Annotated in this window: 1 protein-coding gene (only partly in view); it reads left to right on the top strand. The window is 75.8% G+C overall.

Annotated features, from left to right (window positions below):
• Positions 1-25,329 carry the 3' portion of a protein-glutamine glutaminase family protein gene (locus IF23_RS0105190; protein WP_030280295.1) on the top strand. The gene continues 6,252 nt to the left of window position 1, outside the view, so only the last 25,329 of its 31,581 coding nucleotides appear in the window; its start codon lies off the left edge, out of view; its stop codon occupies positions 25,327-25,329.

Raw genomic sequence — 25,329 nt, 5'->3', positions numbered from 1 at the left:
TCGGCGCGGAACCAGGCCGGATCGCGGACCACGCACGAGCCCGCGGAGCCGCACACGGCCGCCGCGGAGGGTTCCGGCCACATCCGGCAGCAGCTGTTCGCACAGGAGCACCCGGCAGCCGGGGAGGGCGAGTTGCCGCGGTCCTGGGAGTACGGGGAGGAGCTGCGCGTACTCTCCTGGAAGCGCTACGACTCCCACCTGCGCCCCGACCGCTGGGACCGCGGGTTCGCCGCCACCCGGCAGGCCGGGCGTCTGGAGGAGGAGTTCAGCAGCCACTTCGCCCGAGGCATCGCCGACGGGCTGACCGAGACCTTGGCCGCCGAGGCCGCCGGGCGGAAGGTCGGCCCGGCCTACCGGCAGGCCCACGCCGACTGGACGGAGCGGGAGGGCCTGCGGCGGGAGTTCCGCGCGGCGCTCCGGCAGGGCCCGCTCACGCCCCGCTCCGGCCTGGTCGACGGCTGGATGGTGGAGAACGACCTCACCCGTGGCCAGCACTTCTGGGACGAACCGACCCGGAAGTGGTACGCCGCCCAGCTCACGCAGGTGGAGAGCGCCTACGTCGAGGCGCACACCGCGCCGCCCGCCGACGGGCAGGTGCCGCAGACCCGCGAGGAGTGGAACCGCACGGTCCGCGCCGCGGCGCAGCGGCTGACCGCCGTCGCCGCGCCGATGGCCGACCTCGTGGGCCGGTTCACCGCGTACAGCCGCTCCCACGAGTTCCTGCCGGGCTCCGGGTGGAGCGCGGAGACCGACCGCTGGTTCCGGGCCGAGCAGCAGCTCCACCGGGCACAGGCGATCGAGGCCCTGGAGCGCGATCCGGGCGCGTCGGCCGACGTCCGGCGGGCGTACGCGGAGCAGATGGCGGTGGTGCGGCGCGGCGCCGAACTCCGGGAGCACCCGGAGCTGCTCGACGGCGCGTCCGCCCCGGCCACGCCCGTCCCCGCGCATCCGGGGTCGGACGACTGGCGGACGCCGGTCATGCACGAGGCCGAGCAGCAACTCCGGACGGCGTACGAGGAGTTGTTGGCGCAGGAGAGCGCGGAGGCCGCGCACCGGCAGGAGCTGCGCGCGGGCGTCGAGGAGTGGGCGCGGGACGGCGGTCACCCGCTGTCGCCGCAGCAGGCGGAGCGGCTGACCGACGAGATGTCCCGTATCCGGGAGGAGGGCGCGACCGCGCAGGAGCTGCGGGAGGCCGCCGAGGGGCGGCTGACCCTGGAGCGGGCCCGCGAGAGCGCCCGCGCGCAGGGCCGGGCCGCCTTCGACCGTGCCGTGCGGTCCTGGCGCCGGTCGCTGCTCGCCCCCGGCGCCGCGGCCCCCGCCCACGCCCTCGACGAGGAGCTGCTCACGCGGGTGGCCGAGGAGGAGGCGGAGCGGTTCGCGCAGCAGTTGGACGTCCATGTCCGGGCGACGTTCGCCACCCCCGCGGACGCCCGGGGCACCCGGCTGGCCGCCAACGTACGGGCCGGGGTGCGGCAGTTGCGGGACCTGCTCGCCGAACTCCCGGACATGCTGGATCTGCGGGCGCTGCGGGTGTCGGAACTCGACCGCGCGGGGCGGGAGTTCGACGCGGCCGTGGCGGCCTTCGGCGAGCGGCCGACCGAGGAGCAGCAGGCGGTGCTCACGGCGTTCGGGGCACAGGGCACCACGCTGTCCCGGACCGGGATCGCCGCGCTGCGCGAGCGGTATCTCACCGCGCTGGACGAGGCGTTCTCCCGGCAGCTGCGGCCGGACACCGTCGCGGCGGCGCGCGGGGAGAGCCCGGAGGCGCTCGCGGGGTGGCGGCAGGCGTACGCGGCGGCGACGGCGGAGCTGCCGCGGCGACTGGCCCGGCAGGCGGCCCACGAGGCCGTTCTGGCGCGGACGCTCGACGATGTCACGGAGGCCGCGGCGCTCCGGGGCGAGGGCGCCGACCTGGCATTCCTGCGCCGTTTCCCCGCGCTGGCGCCGGAGCGGGCGCTCGCCGCCGCGGTGGCGCCGGTGCAGCACGCCACCGCCGTCGCGGTCGACGCGGCGTTCGAGCGGGCGTTCGCGGACACCGCCACGGCCCGGATTCCCGTCGACTGGGAGGCCACGTACACCGGGCTGACCGGTGCGGAGGCGCTCGCGCCGCGGCTGCTGGCGGTCGCCGCCAAGGCGGCGGCGCTCGCCGGGGCGCAGACGGCGTTCGCCCATGCGCTGGCGGAGTGGCGGGCCGCGCACCCCGGGCTCCCGCTGACGGACGAGGCGGCCGAGCGGGCCGCGGCCGGTTTCCGCGCCCGGGCGGCGGCCGACTTCGACGCCTCCTTCGCCGGGGCACACTCCGGGGTCGCGGAGGTGTCCGGCGGCCTCGTGGACTGGCAGCTGCGGTCCGCGCGGCTGCTGGAATCCCTCGACGCCCATCTCCGCTTCGAGGCGGAGGCACCGGCCGCACTCCGCGCCGCCCACACCGCGTTCGACGCCCTGACCGGCACCCACCCGCTCGACGACGCCACCCGCGCCCGGCTCCGGGGCCGGTTCGCCGGGGAGTTGATGGCCTCCTACCGCCGGATCTGGGCGCCGCACGACCTCGCGCCGTCCTGGCGCCCCGACGACACCGTCACCGAGGCGGCCACGCCCGCCGCGGACGGTGTGGTCCAGGAGGAGTTCCCCGCCGGGTCCGAGGCGCAGGAGATGCCCGTACCGCACGCGGCGCCACCGGCGTCCGGGCTCGCCCGGCCGCTGACCCGGGCCCAGGCCGCCCAGGAGGAGTTGGCGGCGGCTGCGGACGCGGTCCGGCGGGCCCGGGCGGAGCGGGACGCGGACCGGTCCGACGCGACCGGCGACGCCCCGTCCGAGGAGCTGTCGGCGCGGGCGGAGCGGCGTCTCACGGTGGCCGGGAAGGAGTGGCGGGCGGCGCTGACCGACGAGGCGACCGCGGCGCTTCCGGCGCTCCGGGAGGCCGCCGAGGAGACCGCGGCACGGCTGCGGCGGGCGGTCGCGGCCGACCGGGAGGCCCGGACCGGCCGTACGGTGGCCGAGCGGGCGCACCGGCAGGCGCGGGCCGCGCTGGACACCGGCGTGTACGTCGTGGCGGAGCTGCTGCGGTCCGGGCAGTGGACGCAGACGGCGGACACGAATGTCCAACAGCGCCCGGAATACGTGGAGTTCACGCAGGCGCGGGCCGTCGAGGAGCAGACGGCGGCGCGGCTGCGGGAGGCCCGGCAGGAGGCGGAGCGGACCCGGCGCGCCCGGACCGCGGCCGAGGAGCGGGACACCGCGGCGCGGCGGCGGCTGGCGGCCGCGCTGCGGCGCGCCGGGCTGTCCCCCGCACCGGTACACACCGCGCCCACGGAGCGGGTGGGCGGATGGCTGCTGCCGCCGGAGACGGCGCTCGCCCAGTCCGCCGCACCGGCGCCCACCGGCACGGCGCACCACCCGGCGACCGCCACCGCGCCGTCGACCACCGCGCCGTCGCCCGCCGTGGTGGAGGACGCGGGGGAGACGGCCGGGGACCGGCTCGATGTCGCGCTCGACACGGCCGAGGGGTACGCGCGGGCCCGGTCGGAGGTCGAGGCGCGGCTGCGGGAGTACGACGCGCTCGTCCGCGCCGACCGGCAGGCCCGGCGCGGTACACACCCCGTGGACCGGGTCCCGGCCGACCTGAACGCGGCGCTCACCGAGGCGCGCGCCCGGCTCGACGCCGCCGCCGCGGTCCTGCGGGACGCGTGGATGCGCCGGGACCGGGCGGAGCGGGCGGCGTTCGCCCAGCTCACGGCGGTCGAAGGGGCGCTCGCGGTCGGTGCGCCCGCACCGCAGGCCACCACCGCGACCGACGCGCTCACCGACGGCGACCAGGACACGCGGGCGCAGGACACCGCTCCGGCACCGGAGCAGGCGCCCATCGCGGTGGCCCCCGCCCCGCTCACCGACGAGGAGTTCGCCACCGGCTTCCACGACCTGCTGAAGGCGCCGGTCGTCGAGGTGCCCGCGCTGCACGCGCTGGTGGCCCGCCGCGCCCGGCCCGCCGACAGCTTCGCCCTCGACGACCTCGACCGCGCCGTCCACCGGGCGACCGGCTCCACACTCCCGGAGCTGCTCGTCCCGGCGCTGATGACCAAGGCCCTCGCCCCGGCGGACGCGCTGCGGATCCTGCACCACTTCTACGGACCGGCGGCACCGGACGCCCCCTGGGACCTCGATCTGCGCCATGTCGCCGAGGGCGTGCCGCTGCCGCGGCTGCCGCAGGTCACCGCGTTCGCGCTGCGGATCTTCCTGCTCATCACCAGCTATCTCTTCCCGCAGGCGCTGGACGCGGTCGGGGGGCTGCGGCGGGATCTGCGCAAGATCTGGTCGGTCGAGGAGGCGTACACCCGGCTGACCCGGCAGAACCTGTGGAACTTCTTCCTCAGCCCCGGGCGGCTCTCCGTCCCCGATCACCAGCGGCTCCCGGAGGTGTTCGGCCACCCGACCCGTGCGGTGCCGGTCTCCGAGGAGCAGGCGCAGGAGTGGTACGAGCGGCTGACGACGCTGGAGTACCAGCATCCGCGGGACGGGGCGCGCCCGCTGCCCAACCGGCACCCGGAGGACGGCTGCCATCTGCGCGCCCACATCATCACGATGCGGCTCCAGCAGTGGAACACGCAGGTCCGCAAGGTCATCGTCTCCCGCGTCGGCCCGCAGCTGAAGCTGGAGTCCCCGCACGCCGAGGGCGCCGCCGAGATGCTCGGCACCGGGCCGGTGCAGTGGGCGTACCACATCGCCGCGGCGATCCCCGTCCGCACGGCGGCGGGCGCGGACGAGTTCCGGGTGCTGGACCCGGCCCTGGAGCTGGGGCCGCTGACCATCGACGCCTGGCTGACCGCGATCGGGGTCGATCCGCGGCAGGGCGTCGAGTGGTTCAGCGGGCCGCTCGCCGTCGTCAGCGAACAGCTCCGCAAGGACGCCGACGAACGCGGCGAGCGGTGGCTGTGGATCGACGGCAAGACCCTGCCCACCTGGGGCCGCACCGTCGCGGTCCTCACGGATGAGCACGCCTACGACTTCCCACACCTCACCTCGGACACGCCGCCCTTCCGCTCGCTGCGGGAGACCGACACCCACCACCGCGACGCCGGTACGGACGCCCTCGACGCGCACACCGTCCAGCACCTCAACCGCACCCGTCTGCACGAGGCCCGGCAGGGCGTGCGGCGGCACCTCGACGCCGTGGACGCACCGTCACCGGAGTGGGCCGCGACGACCTACGCGGACCTGACGCAGGACGGGCTGCTGCCCGAGGACACCCCGTTGGAGCGGGAGCTGCGCCGGATGCTGCCGGACGGCCACCCCGCCGCCCTCCGGGAGGACGAGGGGAGCGCGGCCACCGGTGACGAGGCGTCCGACGCCGTGGCGGACGCCCCGGCATGGGACCTCTCCGCCCCCGCCGCCCAGAGCACCATGGTGGCGGTCGCCCCGTCCCGTGCGATCGGCGGCTGGCTGCGGAACGCCGGTGCGGGGGCGCGGGAGGCGGCGCTGACCCGCCGGTTCGGCACGCTCATCGGCGCCGGGCCGGGCGGCGGCCACCACTTCGGGCATGCGCTGCTGGACCGGATCGAGCAGGTCCTCGGCTCCCTGCCGCGCCGCGATGTGGAGGAGAACCCGCAGCTCACCGCGGTCACCGCCAGTGCGTCCGGAACGTCCGACAGCGCCTGGCGGCCCGGTGACCGCACGCTCCACCTCACCCACCCGTTCCGTATGCCGTCCTGGCTGGACACCCGCTCCGGCGGGAACGGGCTCGCGCTGCGCTGGGTGCGGGACCTCGTCGCGACCGGCGGCCACCAGAACCTGATCACCGCGGCTCCGCACCCCACCTCCGCCCCGGCGGAGGGCGGCAACCTCGTCGAACGGGTCCTCCGGCACGAGGTGGGCCGCTCCGTCGACGCCCGGACGGGATGGTCGCTCCACCATGCCCACCGGCCGGAGTTCGGCGGCTGGCGGACGCACACCGGCGAGGGGATCTCCGAGGTCGCCACGGCGTTCCTCGCCCTCGTCGGACTCACCGCCGCCACCCACACCCCGGGCACCCGGACGTTCGACGGGCTGGTGGCGGAGGTGGCGTCCCGGATCACGCCGACGCAGCGGGCCCAAGGCCCGGACCCGGAGCGGATCGGGCGGATACCCGAGCAGTTGGCCGACGGTGACCCGGAGCTGTTCCGACAGCTGACGGCCGTGGTCACACTCCTGCGGGACGCCATGGACCGGCCGTGGACACGCGACGACGGCGGCGCGGCCCTGCTGGCGTACGGGGGACGCGTCCACCAGACCCACCCGGTGACCGGCGGGTGGATCAGCTACTCCGTCGCCGCCCGCGCCCACGCGGTCTCCCGCCACCAGTTCGCCTCGCCCGGCGCCTGGTTCGCGGAGGCGTACGCGGCGTACCACGACCCGCGGACGGTCAACCCGCCGCGGCAGGCGCTCCACCCGGACGTCCGGGAGTGGTTCCGGCAGGCGGCCGAGCCGCCGGAGCTGGAGCTGACCGGCCTCGGGGACGGCGCCGGGGAGTCCGAGCTGGAGCTGACGGCGTCGGACGGCACCCGCATCAAGGCGTCCGACATCGACCACCTCCTCATCGTCTCCCCCGGCTCGCTGCGATCGGCCGGGCGGTCCTTCCACACCGTCGACGACACCCGGGAGCGGCTGCTCACCCACACCGATCTCGACCTGACCACCCGGCACTTCGCCCACTTCGACCCGGAGCGCACGGTCCGCGTCCCGGACGGGAAGGGCGGCCACACCGTGCGGCACACGGTCTCCGGCAGTGACCTGGAGACCGTGCCCTGGCAGCCCGGCGACGATCTGTACCTGGCGCTGCTCCACGGCGGGAAGGGCTGGTTGACCGTTCCGGTGCACGGCAGGCCGGTCCGGGTGTCGGGGACGGACTTCGGCCGGATGCTGCGGCGGCGCCCCAGCGTCGTCGCGCTGAAGGAACGCGCGGGGAGCCGGGCGTGGATCCTGCTGGCCGCGTGCGAGGCGGCGGCCACCGACGCGGCGGGCCGCTCGATCGCCCAGCAGATCGCCGACGCCACCGGTATGAACGTCGTGGCGCCGACCACCAAGGTGGCCGCCACCCCGCACGTCAAGGAGTTCAGCTTCCTGCTCTACCACGACGCCCGGGGCAACCGCGGGGCGTGGCGGACGTTCACCCCGCGGAACGCGGCGACCGCCCCGGCGGCACCCGGCGCCACCACGGCGACGGCCACCGGACTCCTGGTGCCGCCCGCCGTCATCGACGTACCGCGGCCGGTGTCCCAGTCCGAGGAGGTCACGGCGGGCGCCGCGCCCCTCGACGGGCAGGACGACCTGCTCGTCCGGGAGAGCGACGACGACTCCGACCTGGTCGTGGAGACCGTCGAGGAGAGCTACCCGACCTACACCCTCCCCGCCCCGGCCGCCCCGCTGTCCGAGGCAGAGCGGACGCGGCTCCTCCACACCGCCGGGGAGACCCTCCCGTACGACGAGACGTATGTGACCTTCCCGCAGGCTCCCGTGCCGCCGGTCGGCTTCGGTGTCGCGGCGGACGGCCGCGCGGCGCAGTTCCCGCTCGGCCTGTTCGGCTCCGTCGTCGCCTTCGGTGACCTCCGCTTCGACGGCACCGTGCTGCCCGGCGGTACGGTCTCCCGTCCGCTCGGCGAGCTGGTCGCCTCGCTGCTGCCCGCCGCTGCCGACATCGGCGCGGCGCTCCACCGGCGGCTGACGTCCGCGGTGGACACCCAACTCGGCGCGTACCTCGACCGGCTGGGGGCGAACAACCTCTCCCGGCGGCTGGTCGACGGCGGTCTGACGCTCACCGTGCCCGGGAACCGGCAGCATGCGGAGCACACCGTCCGTATCCGGCTGACCGACATCCACCGCCACCGCGCCACCCCCGCCACCGCGCCCTACCGGCCCTACGGCGAGAAGCTGATCGGCCCGCAGGAGGCGACCACCAACCGGTCGACGGGCAGTGCGGAGAACGCCGGTTCCTCCGTCGGGCTGAGCGCCGCCGTCAAGGTGCCGCTGACGCCGGGCAACGTCCCGGTCACCCCCAAGGTGGGTGCCGGTCTGTCGTCGTCCCGCTCCTACGACCAGAGCCGGAGCACCAACGCGTACACCAACCCGTCGCTGGGCTACAGCGGCGAGTTGGCACACTTCACCTTCGCCGATGTGCGGCTGGAGGTCACCACGGCGGGCCCGGCGGTGCCGGTCCTGGGCCGCACCCGCTCGCGGCAGGACACGCTGCTCGTCGCCTTCCCCAGCGAGCTGGTGGAACCGGCCACGAACGACACCCGCACGCCGTGGCACGCCACGCTGCCCACCGAGGCGCCCGCCGCGCTGCGGCGCCGGTTCACCCAGGAGGTCCTGCGGTTCTTCTCCGTCGGGCAGCACATCGGCGGTCTCGGCCGCCTGCGGGACCGGCTGATCCACGCCTACCCCGCCGACGCCCGGCCCGGCAACCCGCTCCACGAGTATCTGCACCACCGGCTCGGCGAGCTGAGCGTGCTCAACGACCTCGCCCGCATCCTCAACGGCGGGATGACGCTGCCGCCGGTGCCGCTCAGCGGTGGCCGGACGCTGCACGGCGGGCTGTCGGGGCAGGTGACCGGCGTCGAGCGGATCGGTGACGCGACCGCCCTGCCGACCGTCCTCAACCTGCGCTGGCTGGAGTTGCAGGGCGCCTCCGCCGCGACCGGCGGCGGCTTCTCCGTCACCGCCGGTGCCACCACCGCCGCGGGCACCGTCCTGCCCGCCTTCCAGTTCCCCGGGCGGCTCGACGTCGGGACGTCCACATCGTTCAGCTCGGCGGGCGACACCGGCGGCGGGCGCTGGCACAGCGTCCGGTTCAACGGCCGGAGCGTGCCGTTCCTGCTGACCGTCCGGCTGGAGGCCGGGGTGCGCCCGCTCGGCGACCCGGTCGGCCACGAGTTCCGCGAATCCGTCGCCGCCGTCGTACGGGTCCCCGAGGAGCTGGCCGACGCCTTCCAGGCGACGCTGGGCCGCCTCGTGGACGATGCGGGCCTGAACCGGCTGCCGGACGCCCCGCTGCCGCTCACCTACGCCCCGCGGCCGGACCTCCCGGAGCCGGTGATCCCGCAGGAGCTGACGGAGCCGCGGGGCAGCTCGGGGCTGTACGGGCCGGTCGGGCTGGCGCAGTTGACGCGGCACGGTCAGTCCACGGACGTACGGGAGCAGCTGCGGGAGCAGTTCCTGCACGAGCGGCGCTCCACCGGCGCGCCGGAGTGGACACCCGCGGAGCTGACGGCCATGGAGACGTTCCTCGACACCCACTTCCACACCCAGTCGCTGGGCGCCCGCTTCACGGAGCTGTTCGGCGACCGGGACGCGTCCGCCGCCCCCGAGGAGCAGGGGCTGCGCCGGACCTTCGTCCGGCCGCTGGCCGACGGGGGGAGCGAGGCGGTCCACTTCCGGGTGCGTGCCGAGCGGGTGCCCGTGGCGCCCGGGGAGGCCATCGCGCCGCTCTCCGCCGTACCGCTGGCGCAGGCCGGGTTCGACCTGTGGCCCAGCGCCATGCGGGACTTCGCCAACTCCCAGTCGCACAGCTCCCAGCTGGCGCTGAGCCTGGGCGTGGCGACCGGCTGGGGCCCGCACGTCGGCCATGGCAGCGAGGTGAAGGTGTTCTCCCGCAGCCACACCGCCAAGCAGGGCCTGACGTCCTACGCGTATCTGCTGTCCGGCCTCAACTACTCGGGACCGGCACACCAACTGACGTACCGGGTACGGCTGTTCACCTCCGTGACGGTGGAGAAGGTCCCGGCGGCCGGGCCGATCGGCGCGGTGCACCGCCTGGTGCGCGCGCTCCGTCCGGGGCGCACCGGCGCCACGGCGACGGCCGACCGGCGCCCCGTGCGGGTGCGGACGGTCGAGGCCGAGGCGCGCTGGCTGATCCCGGTGCCCGACCCGGTCGCGGCCGGGGCGCAGGTCACCGAGGCGCCCACGGACGGTCCGGTGACCCTCACCCAGCACGACCGGGTGCTCGGCGTCTCCGGCACCGCCGCGCTGCGCCGCCGCGCCCTGCAACTGCTGACCGCCCACGGCGTCCCGCGGCACCAGGCGCGGGCCCATCTGGAGACGGCCCTCACCCACGACCAGTTGGTGGCGGCGCTGCACACCGGCGCCGCGTCGGCGGCCACCCAGGTGGTCCTGGACGGACTCCTGACCGACCGCCGGGTCCGGCTGCTCTTCCGCGCGGAGATCAGCGAGGTGGTGGACGCCGGGGCGCCGGTCACGCTGTCGACGATGGACCTCGCGGAGTACTCCGCGGGCTTCTCCGACGTCCGCAGCACCACCACCCACCACCTCGACCACGCGCACTCCGCCACCCTCACCGGCGGCTCGGGCACCACGACGGGCGGGCTGGGGTACGAGCGGTCGGTCTCCGGCGACAAGGGGCAGAGCCTCGCGGAGATCACCAACGTCAGCCCGGGCGGTTTCGTGGCCCGCGGCGCGCTGCCGCACCGTCCGCGCACGGGGCGGGTGCGCTGGCATCTGACGGTGCAGACCAAGAACGTCAACCAGTTCGGCGACTGGTCCCCGGTCGTCGAGCGGGACACGGTGGAGGTCGCGCAGGGCCTCACCTTCCTCACCCCGCAGTGGCCGGTGGCCGCCCCCGCCGGGCTGCGCACCGTCCCCGACACACTGCCGGTCACCGCGCTGCCCCCGGCGTCGGTCAGCGAACGCCTCCTCCCGGCAGCCGACGCGACCGCGCTGACGGTGGCCGAGGAGCACGGGCACGATCTGGAGAGCCCCGCCCCCCTCACCGAGGCGGTCATGGCGGAGGTGGGAAGGCTCCTCACCGCCCATGCCGCGTCCGCCCTGGACTCCCAGTGGACGCCGCAGGTCCCGGGCACGGCGCTCTCCGGCACGCTGGACACCGTCCTCACCCCGCGCACCCTGCACGCGATGGCCGACGCCATGGCCGGTGCCGGGATGGTGCTGCACACCACCGTGCCCGGCACCGGACACACCACCCATCTCCAACTGATCTTCCGGCTCCACCGCGACCCCGCCGACCGGGGCGCCCGCTTCACCCACCGGCTGACCCCCGGCACCGTCAGCCGCTACACCCAGTGGAACACCCGCCAGGAACAGGGCCGGAGCCACGGCGCGGGGCAGGGCCACGCCCTCACCCCGGCGTTCTCGGGCGGCTCGGCGACGGCGAGCCGTACGGCGAGCACGTCACAGAGCATCAGCACCGCCGTGCTGACCCGCCGTCACGACGGGTACACGGTCTCCGGGACGCTGGCCACCTTCCAGGTGGACGGCGTCCTGGAGATCACGCTGCGCCGGACGGTGGTGCCGTCCCGCGGCGTCACCACCCTCAGCCTCGATCTGGCCCGCCGGGCCGCCCGCGTCTTCCGGACGGCGAGCGGCGGCGTGCCCCCGGGCCTGGTCCGGCTGCGCGAGGAGATCACCGTCCCGCTGGAACAGCTCCCCGACCAACTGCCCACCACCCGGCGGCCGGAGCCCGTCGCCGCCCGGCTGACCACCCCGCGCCCGGACACCGTCCTCGCGTCCGCCGCCCGGTACGCGATCAGCGCGTCCGAGCTGTCCCGCAGCTCCGTGGGCGCGCTCTTCAACCCGGCCGCGGTCCGGCAGCTGTTCGACCAGGTGACGGCGGCGCTGCACCGCCACGGCGCGCTCCTGGGCGAGCTGACCCGCGACGGCCAGTTCTCGCAGGACGGGCTGCACCGCGCCTTCGACCCGCACGTCCTCACCCGCCATGTGCTGCTCCACGGTCTCACCGCCACCCCGGCTCCCGTCGGCCCGGCGCTGCGCGCCCTGGGCGGCCCGCTCACCGACACCACCGGTGCGCTCACCGTCGCCGTGCTGCCCGCCGCGCAGGGCACGTCCCTGGGCTGGCGCCCGGGCACGGCCGAGCGGAGCGACTACGGCTCCCAGAACAACGGCATGTCGTTCGGTACGGGCCTGGGGCAGGGCCTCTCGACCGGGTGGGGGCAGCCCGTCCCGCTGGACCGGGACGGGCAGTTGCCGGTCGCCACGGTGAGCGGGGCGCTGTCGTTCAGCCACTCCGCCGGGCGCTCCGTCACCAGCTCCGGCTGGGCGATGAGCCGCGTCGACGGCACCGCGCAGACCACGCTCTGGCACACCCATGACTACGCGGACGCCTATGTCGTGGTGGAGCTGCGCGGCGCCAACGAACGCGGTGCGCTCCGCTACGGCGGCGACCGGCTCCGCCTCGTCTTCCACGTATCGGACCTGCTGGCCCTGCGGTACTCGCCGGAGGCCACCCTGCTGGGACTCGGGGACGTACGGCGTACCGCGATCCCCACGCCGTCCGGCCGGTTCGTCCCGCCGCGGAGCGCGGCGGACCGGCAGGACCCGCTCCTGACGGACCTGGTCCGGGCCCAGCAACTCCCGGCCACCGACGGTGTCCTGGTGTGGCGGGTCCAGGCGGTGGACGGGGCCACCGTCCTCGCGTACGGGGCGCGGCTGACCCATGAGGCGTTCGAGGCGGCGTACCTCCACGACGAGCTGGCCGCCGACCCGGCCACGGCGGCGTACACCGTGACCTGGGGAGAGCCCGGACCGGACGGCTATGTCCAGGTCACCGCGGAGGCACCGGCGGTCACCGTCGGCGCCGAGGAGCCGGACGCGACGGTGACGGCCGACCCCCTCCAGGTGGCCGTCGCGCGGCCGGTGCAGAACCTCGCCGGTGCGCTGGCGCTGCCGCCGGAGGCGTTGCCGGACCTGGTGGCGCTCACCGAGCGGCTGAACGGCACGCCGTACGCCCTGCTGAACGCGGGTGTGACCGGCCGGGCCGCCGCCGAACTGGTGCGGCTGTCCCGGGAGTTGGGCGCCGTGCCGACGGCCTTGGCCGAGGTCGCCCAGACCGAGGGTTCGACACCGGAGCAACTGCTGCTGTCCGGCGCGCCGCGGTGGGCCGGGCTCGCCTCCCGGATCCTGCGGTGGCCGCCGGTCATCGGCACGGACGCCGAGGCGGTCCGGCGCCGGACCGCGCAGGAGCAGGCGATCAGGCGGGTGACGCGGGCGCTGTTCCTGGGCGGTCCCGCGGCGGCGCGCGCCGTCGCGGAGACCGTCTCCCGGGACCAGCGGGCGGAAGACCTCGACGTCCTCTCCCCGGAGGTGCGGAACCGGCTCACCCCGCAGGAGCGCACCGCCTTCCTCGCCGGTGAGCGGGTGACGCTCACCGGCGACCGGCGGGCCGGTCTGCCCCGGAGCACCCCGGACTCCTTCGGGTCCTGGATCGGCACGGAGGAGCGGCGCCGACGGCGCGTGGTGGGCGGCGCGCCCGACAGCCTGGACGACATCTTCGCCTCGATGCGGGCCTCCCAGGGCGGCGGCTCCGGTTCGAGCAGCCCGGACCCCTCCGTCCCGGACCACTTCTTCGCCCCCTGGGGAAGCTCCTCCGCCGCCCAGGCGTCGACGGAGCACCCGGCCCAGGAACTGGGCCTGGACCAGGAGCGGTTCGACGCGCTCGACGACGCGACCGGCCACCCCTGGTTCGACGCCGAGGAGTTGGTGACCCTCGCCCGCGATCTCGACCTGCCCCGCGAGGCACGCCCCCGTCTGGTCGATCTCGGCGAACAGCTCGGCGCCGTTCCGCACGCCCTGCGGCACCTGGGCGTGACCGGCGCGGACGCGGTACAGCTGGTGTCCCTGGCCCGGGAGCTGGGCGGCGTCCCGACGGCGTTGCCCGAGGTCGCCGCGGCCCACGGCCTCACCCCGCGGGCGGTGCTGGCGCCCGGCGCCCAGGGCCGGAGCTGGCTCGTCTCGCAGTACCTGCGCTGGCCGTCGATCACCGGCACCGACGCCGAGGCCACCCGGCGCCGCACCGGGCTGGAGGATGCGCTCGGCCAGGTGGAGCGGGCGCTGTTCCGCGAGGGCCCGGCGGCGGCGCGGACCGTGTCGGCGGCCGTGTCCCGGGCGCAGCGGGCGGACGACCTCGACGCCCTCCCCCCGCAGGTGCGGGACGCCCTCACCGAGGAGCAGCGGGCCGTCTTCCTCACGGGCGCGGAGGTGGAGCTGACCGACGCGCAGCGCACCGGTCCGCCCCAGGACGCCCCGCGCACCGTCGTGTCCTGGGTCGGCACGGACGCACAGCACCACCAGCGCCGCCTACACGACTCCGACACCCTCGACGACCACGGCGATGCGGAGTCGGAGAGCGATCCGGAGGAGGACGCCTCGTCCGCCCTGATCGAAGAGCACGGCGCCCTGCTCGCGGGCTTCACCTCCGAGCAGATCCTGCGCCTGGGCGCCCTGTCCGACCTGTTCGACGTGGTGATGGACGACCTCGTCCCGCTGACCCTGGTGACCCAGGAGATCCCCGATCCGGCCGCGGTCCACGAGACGCTCGACGCGCTCGGGCTGGGCGACACCCCCCACGCCCTCTACCAGGTGCTCCGGCAGCGCCCGCTGCACCTGGACACGCTCCGCTCGCTCGCCGCACCGGACGAACTGCGCGCGCTGTTCGCCCCGCTGGCCGATCGTGCCGTGGACGAGGAGGACCCGGAGGTACAGCGGGCCGTCACCGCCCTGGACGCGCTGTTGCGGTCCGCCGCCCCGAACGGTGCGGTGCCGGGCGTCCACTGGTCGGTGCAGCCCGGCCTGTTGGACGACGAACCCGCCGCCCTCGCCCACTTCCTCCACACCTTCGGCATCCCCGACACCGAGGAGAACCGCCAACTGCTCCAGGACTTCGCCACCCTCGCCCGGGCCGTCACACCCCAGGACCGGGCCTGGCTGCTCCGTGCCCTGTCCGACCCCGCGTTCACCGGGCCCGGCGACGCCACCGCACACGAGTGGACAGGCCGTCGGCTCGCACCGCCCCAGGTGGCGCTGGTGATGGCCGATGACCCGTTCGACGCGATGCGCCAGGAGAGTTTCCTCGACTTCCAGGACCGGATCCGCGTCACCGCCGACGACATGGAGCCCGACCTCCTGGAGCGGCACGCACCGGCCCTCGGCGGGCCCGCGCTCCTGACCGCGCTGACGCGGCAGGTCGCCGACCGGGCGGGCCGTCTCGGCACCACCGGGGGCGGCCGGAGCGCCGACGAGTACCGCCTGCTGCTCGGCCACGGCGTCACGCTCACCGACGCCGCCACATACGTCCACGAGACCGGCGCGCCCGCCGAGCTGACGCACGCCCTCCACGAGTACGGTGCGGCCGTCGCCCGCCCCGTGGTGGCCGAGGTCCGCGCCCTCGCCGAGGAGCTGGACCTCGACCCGGTGGCGGCGCTCGCCCTCCTCCCCGTCGCCGACCTCCTCGCCCTGCCCGGCGACCGGCGCCAGCTGCTCCGCGTCCTCACCGGCCACCTCCACGACCACGCGGCGCGGGGGAACTCCCTCCTCGACTGGGTGCGGGAGGAGTTCGAACCGCTGCTGGAGGAGTACGGCTTCGACGTCGAGGACCTCTTCGCCGCCGACGGGCCGAACGAGGTCAACCAGGCCGAAGCCGCCCAGGTCACCTCGCTGCTCACGGCGCTCCACACCTGGGACGCCGGTATCGAGGAACTCCCCTCCCTCATCGAGCACCTGACCCGGTCGGACCCGGAGGCCCCCGAGCTGACGGGCAGCTTCCACCAGGCGACGCCCGAGCGGTGCCGGGTGCTGTGGCAGTACGCCGCCGCACACCGCGACGCCCTCGTACCGACCGTCGCCGTATGGCGCGCCGAGGAGTTGGGGCTGCCCCAGGAGCGGTACGCCGCGTTCGACGACGCGACCCGCCACCCCTGGTTCGCCGCCCGGGAGCTGGTGGCCCTCGCCCGGCAGCTGGAGCTGCCCCCGGAGGCCCGCCCCCATCTGGTGGACCTCGCCGAACAGCTCGGCGCCGTACCGCACGCCCTGCGCGACCTGGGCCTGACCGGCACGGACGCCGTCCATCTCGTCTTCCTGACCCAGGACCTGGGCACCGTCCCGCGGGCGCTGGCCGAGGTCGCCGCGGCCTACGGCACCACCCCGCAGGAGCTGGTGACCCTCAACGACCAGGGGCGGACCTGGCTCGGCACCCAGTTCCTGCGCTGGCCCGCGGTCCTCGGTGCCTACAACGACCCGGAGGCCGTGCGCCGCCGCGCGGCCCTGGGCCGCGCGATCGACCGGGTGACGGCAACACTCTTCGCACAGGGCACCGACGCGGCCCACACGGCGGCGACGGAGCTCTCCCGGGCCCAGCGCGCGGACGACCTCGCCGCGCTCCCCCCGCAGGTGCAGGCCCTCCTCACCGAGGACCAGCACACCGCCTTCCTGGCGGGCGAGGCGGTGCCCCTCACCACCGCGCAGGTCACCGCGTACCGCACCGCCGTGACGCCGCAGAACGGCCCCGCCCGGGAAGCGCCGGACACCGTCATGTCCTGGATCGGCACGGAGCGGCAGCGCAGGCACCGCCGCGCGGACTACTCCGACACCCTCCGCCAGGTCGATGCCGAGGGCCGGATCATCAGCACGGTGCCGACGGCGGGCACCGGTGCCCCTCCGCCGCGCTACGAGGAGGTCGCCGCGCCGCCCGGCTACGGCACGCAGCCGCCGCTCACGGAGGGGTACTTCGCGGCGCTGCCGGAGTCCGACCGGGGCGCGTCCGCCCTGGTCCAGGAGTACGGCGCCGTCCTCGCGGGCTTCACCACCGAGCAGGTGCTGCGGCTCGGCCTGCTGCACGGCATGCTCGACGTCCCGATGGACCACCTCGTCGCGCTGGCCCGGGAGCGGGGCGACGTCCCGGACCCCCGGGCCGTCCAGGAGTCCCTGGACGCCCTCGGGCTGCGCGACCATCCGCACGGCTACCACCACGTCCTGCGGCAGTGGCCCCGGCTGCCGGAGACGCTCCACACGCTCGCCGCGCCGGAGGTCCTGCGGGAGCTGTTCGCGCCCCTGGTCCACCGGCAGTTCACCGAGCCCGACCCGGAGGTGCAGCGGATCGTCGACGCCCTCGACGAGCTGGCCGACCGCCCCGCCCGGCAGGGCGTGCTCCCGGCCACCCACTGGTCGGTACGGCCCGGGCTGCTGGACGACGAACCCGCCGCCCTCGCCCACTTCCTCCACACCTTCGGCATCCCCGACACCGCGGAGAACCGCCAACTGCTCCAGGACTTCGCCACCCTCGCGCGGGCCTATGAGCCCCAGGACCGCGCCTGGCTGCTGCGCACCCTCGCCGACCCGGCGTTCACCGGGCCAGGCAACGCCGCCGAGCGGGAGTGGACCGGCCGCTGGTTCTCGCCGATGCATGTCTTCTTCCTGATGGCCGACCATCCGTTCGCGGAGATGCGGGGCGAGGACTTCCTCGACTTCCTCCAGCGGATCGACGACTCCGCGGCCACCCGGGCGCTCTACTTCGGGTTCGGCATCCTGGAGGAGTACGTACTCGCGCCCGGCGGGCCCGCGCTCCTGGCGGCGATGGAACACCACGTCGCCGAGCACGCGGGCCGTATCGACCGCACCGGGGGCGGCCGGAGCGTCACGGAGTACCGGGAGTTGGCCGCCGCCGGTGTCACCCTCACCGGCACCGTCGACCACGTCCGCCGGAGCGGTGCGCCCGACGATGTGATGCACACGCTGTACGAGTACGGCGCGCTCGCCCGGCGGCCCGTGGTGGACGAGGTCCAGGCGCTCACCGAAGAACTGCGCATCGACCCGATGTCGGCGCTCAGCCTGCTGCGCCTCGCCGACCTCCTCGGTCTCCAGGACGACGCCCGGCAGCTGCTCGTCGAGGCGTTCGAGGACCATCTCCGGGAGCAGGCGGAGCAGGGCGACACCCTCCTGCGCTGGAGCCACCGGGACCTCGGGGAGCTGCTGGAGGAGCACGGCGGCGACCGCGCCGCGCTGCTCGCCCGCGACGAAGCCGAGATCTCCCACCTCCTCGCACTGTTCACCGCGCTGCGGACCTGGGACGTCGGCATCGAGGAGCTGGCGCCGCTCGCGGACTTCCTCACGGCCCACGTCCCGCAGGCGCCCGCACTCGACAACAGCTACGCCTATGTGGAGCCCGCGCAGCGCCGCGCCCTGTGGGAGTTCGCCACCACCTACCGCGACGCCCTCCTCCCGGCCGTCGCCGCCTGGCGCGCCGCCGAACTTGGGCTCTCCGGGGGGCGGTTCCGGACGCTCAACCACGCGGACGACCACCCGTGGTTCCACGCCCGGGAGCTGGTGGGCCTCGCCCGCGGCCTCGATCTGCCCCAGGAGTCGGTGTCGTCGCTGGTCGCTCTCGCCGCACAGCTCGGCGCGGTGCCGCACACCCTGCGCGCCCTGGGGCTGACCGGCCCGGACGCGGCGCATCTCGTCGCCACGGCCCGGGAGTTGGGCGGAGTGCCCTCCGCGCTGTCCCGGGTCGCGGGGATCTACCGGACGACGCCGCAGGAGTTGGTGGCGGTCGGCGCCCGGGGACGCCGCTGGCCGGCGCTGCAGATCCTGGCCTGGCCCGCGCTCCACGGCGCCGACGCCGACCGCCACCGGGCGGCGCTGGCCGAGGCGGTCGACCAGGTGGCCGCGGCGCTGCTGCGGGAAGGGCCCGAGGCCGCGCGGACCGTGGCGGCGACCGCGTCCCGCGCCCGGCGCGCCGACGACCTCGCCGCACTCTCCCCGCAGATCCGGGACGTACTCACCGAGGAGCAGCGCACCGCGTTCCTCACCGGCGAACCCGTCCCGCTCACCGACGAGCAGCGCGCCGGACTGCCCGGGAACACGCCGCACACCCTCACCCCCTGGCTCGCCACGGAGGAGCGGCGCCGACAGCGCCGTACGGACGACGTCCACGCCCTCGCGGCGGAGCTGCGTATCGGCGAGATGGCGGCGCTCAGCCTGCTGCACCTCGCCGACCTCCTCGGGCTGCGGGACGGACAGCGCCCGCTGCTCCGGGTGCTGACCGGCTACGTCCAGGACGACGCGGAGCGGGACGGCACCCTCCTCCACTGGAGGGACCGGGACCTCGGCGGACTCCTCGCCCAGCACGGCATCGACGTCGCCGAGCTGCTCGCGCCCGGCGGGACCGAGGCCGCCCACACCGTCCTCCTGCTCACCGCGCTCCACACCTGGCAGGCCGGGATCGAGGAACTCCCCTCGCTCCTCACCCATATAACGGACCGGCTGCCGGCGGCGGCCGGACTGCCGGAGGTCGACTACCCCGCGGCGACGCCCGCGCAGCGCCGCACCCTGTGGCAGTACGCCGCCGTGCACCGCGACGCCCTCCTCCCGGCCGTCGCCGCCTGGCGCGCCGCCGAACTGGGGATCTCCCAGGAGCGGTACGACGCGCTCGACGACGCGGTCCACCACCCCTGGTTCCACGCCCGGGAGCTGGCGGACCTCGGCCACCACCTGGAGCTGCCCGAAGAGGCCCGTCCCCAGCTGGTGGACCTCGCCGAACAGCTCCGCGCCGTCCCGCACGCCCTGCGCGATCTGGGTCTGACCGGCGCGGACGCGGTGCACCTGGTGCGGCTGGCCCACGAACTGGGCGCCGTCCCGCTGGCGTTGGCCGAGGTCGCCCTGGTCTGCCACCTCACCCTCGAAGAGCTGGTGGCGGTCTCCGACGCCCAGGCGCGCAGCGGGCTCGCCTCCCAGATCCTGCGCTGGCCCGCGGTCTTCGGCCCGTACAACGACCCGGAGGCGGTGCGCCGCCGCGCGGCCCTGGGCCACGCCATCGACCGGGTGGAGCGGACGCTGTTCCGCGAGGGCCTGGCAGCGGCGCAGGCAGCGGCGGCGGAACTCTCGCAGGCGCAGCGCGCGGACGACCTCGCCGCGCTGCCCCCGCAGGTGCGGGACCTCTTCACCGAGGACCAGCGCACCGCCTTCCTGGCGGGCGAGGAGGTGGGCCTCACCGCCGCACAGGCCACCGCGTACCTCACCGGCGAGCCCGCGGGCACCGACCGGGAGGCGCCGGACACCGTCGCCTCCTGGATCGGCACCGACCAGCAGCGCAGGTACCGGCGTACGGACTACTCCGACACCCTCCGCCAGACCGACGCCGAGGGCCGGATCGTCGACCCGGCGCGGACGGCCACACTCGGGACGCGTCTGCCGGACTACGCCTCCGTGCCCACGCCGCCCGAGTACGCCGAAACACCGGCGTCGGCGCTGGACGACCTCTTCCTGGGCCCCCTCCACCATCTGATGGACCTCCAGCACCTGATGGAGATCTCGACGTCGGACCTCTCGGCCCTGCTGCACGCCATGGGCGAGGTCCCGGAGCCCGACGCCTTCCGCGCCTCGCTCGACGCCCTCGGGCTCCGGGGCAACCCGCGCGCCTTCCACCAGGTGCTCAGCCGCCGCCCCATGCGGCTGGTCACCCTCCACTCCCTCGCCGCGCCGCACGTCCTGCGGGAACTCTTCGCCCCGCTGGCCGACGGCCCTGTCCAGGAGTCCGGCCCGGAGGTGCAGCGGGTCGTCGACGCCCTCGACGGACTGGCCCGGCAGCCCGCCCGGCAAGGGGTGGCGCAGGGCGCCCACTGGTCCGTACAGCCCGGGCTGCTCGACGAGGAGCCCGCCGCCCTCGCCCACTTCCTCCACACCTTCGGCCTCCCCGACACCGCGGAACACCGCCAACTGCTCCGCGACTTCGCGGTCCTCGCCCGCGCCTACACCCCGCACGACCGCGCCTGGCTCTTCCGCGCCCTGGCCGACCCGGCGTTCACCGGGCCCGGGGACGCCGCCGGGCGCGAGTGGACCGGCCGCTGGTTCTCGCCGATGCATGTCTTCTTCCTGATGGCGCAGCACCCGTTCGAGGAGATGCGGGGCGAGGACTTCCTCGACTTCCTGGAGCGGATCGACAACGCCGCGGCCATCCGGGCGATCATCATCGGCACCGACATCCTGAACGAGTACGTACTCGCGCCCGGCGGGCCCGCGCTCCTGGAGGCGATGGAACACCACGTCGCCCAGCAGGCGGGCCGCATCGACCGCACCGGAGGCAACCAGCCCCCCGAGGAGTACCGGCGGCTCGCCGCGCAGGGCATCACCCTCTCCGGCACCGTCGACTACGTCCTGCACACCGGCGCCCCCGCCGAGCTGATGCACGCCCTGTACGAGTACGGCGCGAGCATCGGGCGGCCCGTGGTGGACGAGGTCCGCGCGCTCGCCGAGGAGCTGCACACCGACCCGGTGTCGGCGCTCACCGTGCTGCACGTCGCCACCGCCCTCCGCCTGCCGGAGGACGAACACGCCATGGTCTTCGAGGTGTTCGAGGACTACCTCCGGGACCGCGCGGAGCGGAACGACGCCCTCGTCGGCCGGCTCTACCAGGACCTCGGCACGCTGCTGGGACAGCACGGCATCCGCGTCACCGATCTGCTCTCCGCACCCGGCGGAGCCGAAGCCACCCACGCCGTCGCCCTGCTCACCGCGCTCCAGAGCTGGGACACCGGTATCGACGAACTCGGCGCACTGGCCGACTTCCTGACGGCGTACGACCCGCAGGCGCCCGCCCTGGACGGCGGCTACGACGGGGCGGCGCTGCCGCAGCGCCGCGCCCTGTGGGAGTACGCCGCCGCGCACCGCGAGGCCCTCGTCCCGGCCGTCGCCGCCTGGCGCGCCCGGCAACTGGGGCTCTCCCCGGAGCGGTTCCACGCCCTCAACGGCACGGACGGGTGGAACGCCCGGGAGCTGGTCGGTCTCGCCCGCCGCCTCGAACTGCCCCGGGAGGCAGTGCCCCGTCTGGTGGACCTCGCCGAACGGCTCCACACGGTCCCGCACCCCCTGCGCGCCCTGGCCCTGACCGGCACGGATGCGGCGCAGCTGGTGGATCTGGTGCGGGAACTGGGCGCGATCCCGGTGGCGTTGGCGGAGGTCGCCGCGGCCTTCGGCCGCACCCCGCAGGAGCTGATGGCCTCCGGCGCCCAGGGCCGTAACCGGCTCGTGGCCGCCTTCCTGCGGTGGCCCTCGGTCTTCGGCGCCGGGGACCGTGCCGAGGCCGACCGCCGCCGGGCGGGGCTGCGCGACGCGGTCGCGCGGGTGACCCGGGCGCTGTTCCTGGAAGGTCCCGCGGCGGCGCACGCCGAGGCGGCGACCGCGTCCCAGGCACAGCGCGCGGCCGACCTCGCCGCCCTTCCCCCGCAGGTCCGGGACCGGCTCACCGACGAACAGCGCACCGCCTTCCTCGCGGGCGAGGAGGTGGAGCTGACCGACGGACAGCACGCCGCCCCGCCCGAGGAGACGCCGCGCACCGCCGTCTCCTGGATCGGCACGGACGCCGGGCGCGCTCGGCGCCGTACGGACTACTCCGGGCCCCTCGGCGAGACCGATGCCGAGGGTCTGGTGCCCGGCACGGCGGACACCGCCGTCAGCCCTCCGGAGTACGGCGCGGAGCTGTCCGCGGCGGAGGACGACTTCTTCCTCGGCCCGCTCCGGCAGATGGTGGACCTCCAGCATCTGCTGGACCTCCCGGTGGACGACCTCTCGGCCCTGCTGCACGCCATGGGCGAGGTCCCGGAGCCCGACACGTTCCGCGCCTCCCTCGACGCCCTCGGGCTCCGGGGCAACCCGCGCGCCTTCCACCAGGTGCTGAGCCGCCGCCCCATGCGGCTGGCGGCCCTCCACTCGCTCGCCGCGCCGCACGTCCTGCGGGACCTCTTCGCGCCCCTGGCCGCCCGGCACGTCCAGGAGTCCGGCCCGGAGGTACAGCGGGTCATCGACGCCCTCGACGAACTGGCCCAGCAGCCCGCCCGGCAGGGCGGGGCACAGGGCACCCACTGGTCCGTACAGCCCGGGCTGCTGGACGACGAACCCGCCGCCCTCGCCCACTTCCTCCACACCTTCGGCATCCCCGACACCGCGGAGCACCGCCAACTGCTCCGCGATGTCGCCGCCGCGGCGCGGGCCCATGGACCCCAGGACCGTGCCTGGCTGTTCCGGACCCTGGCCGACCCGGCGTTCGCCGGGCCCGGCAGCGCCGCCGAGCGCGAGTGGACCGGCCGCTGGCTCTCGCCGCTGCATGTCCTCGCGCTGATGGACGGCCACCCGTTCGAGGAGCTGCGGAGCGAGGATTTCCATGACGTGCTGACCCGGATCGACCGCACCGTGGACACCCGGGAACGCCGTACCGGCACGGACATCCGGCACCAGTACGTCCTGGCGCCCGGCGGGCCCGCGCTCCTGACGGCGCTGACGGGATGGGTCGCCCACCGCGCGGGCCGCCTCGGCACCACCGGGGGCGGCCGGAGCGCCGCCGAGTACCGCCAACTCGTCCGCGGCGGCATCACCTTCGCGGAGATCGCCACCTACGTCCACGGGACCGGCGCCCCCGCCGAGCTGACGCACGCCCTCTACGAGTACGGCGCGCGCACCGGGCGGCCCGTGCTGCACGACGTCCGCGCGCTCGCCGGGACGCTGCGCGTCGATCCGGCCCTCGCGTTCCACCTGCTGCACGTCGCCGACGCCCTCCGCCTGCCGGAGGGGCGACGCCATCTGCTCCAGGTGTTCACGGGCCTGCTCCGGGGCCACGCGGAGCGGGTCGGCCCCCTCCTGCCCTGGAGCGACCGGGACTTCGGCGCGCTGCTGGCCCACCACGGCATCGACGCCCGGGCCCTGGTCCACCCCGGCGGCAGCGAGGGTCCGTACGTCGTCGCGCTGCTCACCACGCTCCACACCTGGGGCGTGGGCATCGAGGAGCTGCCCGCGCTCGCGGACCACGTGGCACGGTCGGGGAGCACGGCGTCCGCCCCGGCGACCGGTGGCTACGACGGGCTGACCTACGAGCAGCGGCGCGCGCTGTGGCGGTACGCCACCGAGCACCGCGCCGCGCTCGCCCCGGCCATCGCCGCCTGGCGCGCCCGGCAACTGGGCCTGACCCGGCAGCGGTTCGCCGCGCTCGCCGACCCGCGCCGGTATCCGTGGTTCAGCGCCCAGGAGTTGGTGGGCCTCGCCCATGACCTGGCGCTGCCCCAGGAGACGGTGCCGCACCTGGTGGAGCTGGCCGCACAGCTCCGCGCGGTGCCGCACACCCTGCGCGCCCTCGGTCTGACCGGCCGGGCGGCGGCGCACCTGGTGGACATGGCCCGGGCGCTGGGCGCGGTCCCGTACGCGCTGACCGAGGTCGCCACGGACCACCGCGTCACCCCGCAGGCACTCGTGGCGCGCGGTACGCAGGAGCGGCTCCGGCTCGCCTCCGGCATTCTGCGGTGGCCCCCGATCATCGGCACCGACGAGGAGGCCCGCCGCCGCCGGGCGGCGCTGGGCGCCGCGCTCCGGCAGGTGGAGCGGGCCCTGTTCCTCGACGGCCCGGCGACGGCGCGGGCGACGGCGGCGGCGGTGTCGGAGAGTCAGCGCGCGGCCGACCTCGCCGCACTGGACCCACAGGTGCGGGACGCGCTCACCGACGCCCAGCGCACCGCCTTCCTCCGCGGCGAACTGGTGGAGCTGTCCGCGGCCCAACGCGCCGCGCTGCCCCCGCGCACACGGGGCACCGCGGTGTCCTGGATCGGCACGGAGGAACAGCGCGGGCTGCGCCGCGTGGGCGGGGCACCCGTCGGCCGCCGGGAGACCACCGGCCCGGAGCACGCCCCGCACCGGGCCGGTGGCTCCGGTACGAGCAGCGGCGCCGGTACGAGCAGCGGCGGCGCCGGGACGGTCACCGTGCAGGGACCGGAGCGGCTGCAGGTGCCGCCGGTGGCCGAGTTCACCCGCCTCCTGCCGCACCGCGCCTCGGCGGCACCGCGGGAGGCGGTCGCGGCGGAGGAGGCGGTCGCGCCGCGGGAGACGGCACCGGGCCCGCGGGCCCTGTCGGCTCCGGCGGCGCCGGTCCAGGAGTCCGTGGCGGAGCGGACGCCACGGCTCCCGGCTCCCGCGCCGCTGCCGCTCGCCAACCTCGGCGCCGCCCCGTCCCAGACCCCGGACACCACCCGGGACACCGCCCCGGACCTCGCCGCGCCGCCGGTGCCGCTCCTCGTCGACCAGGAGCTGGTCCGGGGACGGCTCCTGGTCACCCGGTGGGCCCCCGCCGAGGCGGCGGCGGATACCGGCGCGGCGCTCGGCAAGATCCACTACCGGATCGGCTCCGTGGACACCGGGGCGCTGACGGCGGCGGACCCGGTGGCGCCGCTGCTCGCGACGGACGGCCGGGGCGGCGGGCAACCGCCGCGGGTGCTGTACCTGAGCGGGGCGGTGTTCTGGGACGACTCCCACGCCTCGGACGTCGTCCGGGCGCTGCTGCGGCGGGTCGCGGCGCTCGCGGCCGGTGACAGCTTCACCCCCGGCGCCGAGCGGGTGTTCGTCGAGGCCGACGGGGCGGTGCTGACGCCGGAGCTGCTCACGGAGCACGGCTTCGCGCGGCTGGGCGACAGCGTGCTGTGGCACCGCTCCGGCGCCGCGCTCGTCACCGCCATGACGGGTACGTCCCTCCCGGCGGGCCTGGTCGTCGAGAACTGCGAGTCCGCGCAGTGA

The organism is Streptomyces catenulae, assembly GCF_000718015.1.
Taxonomy (GTDB): domain Bacteria; phylum Actinomycetota; class Actinomycetes; order Streptomycetales; family Streptomycetaceae; genus Streptomyces; species Streptomyces catenulae.
This window is presented reverse-complemented; position numbering and strand designations above follow the sequence as displayed.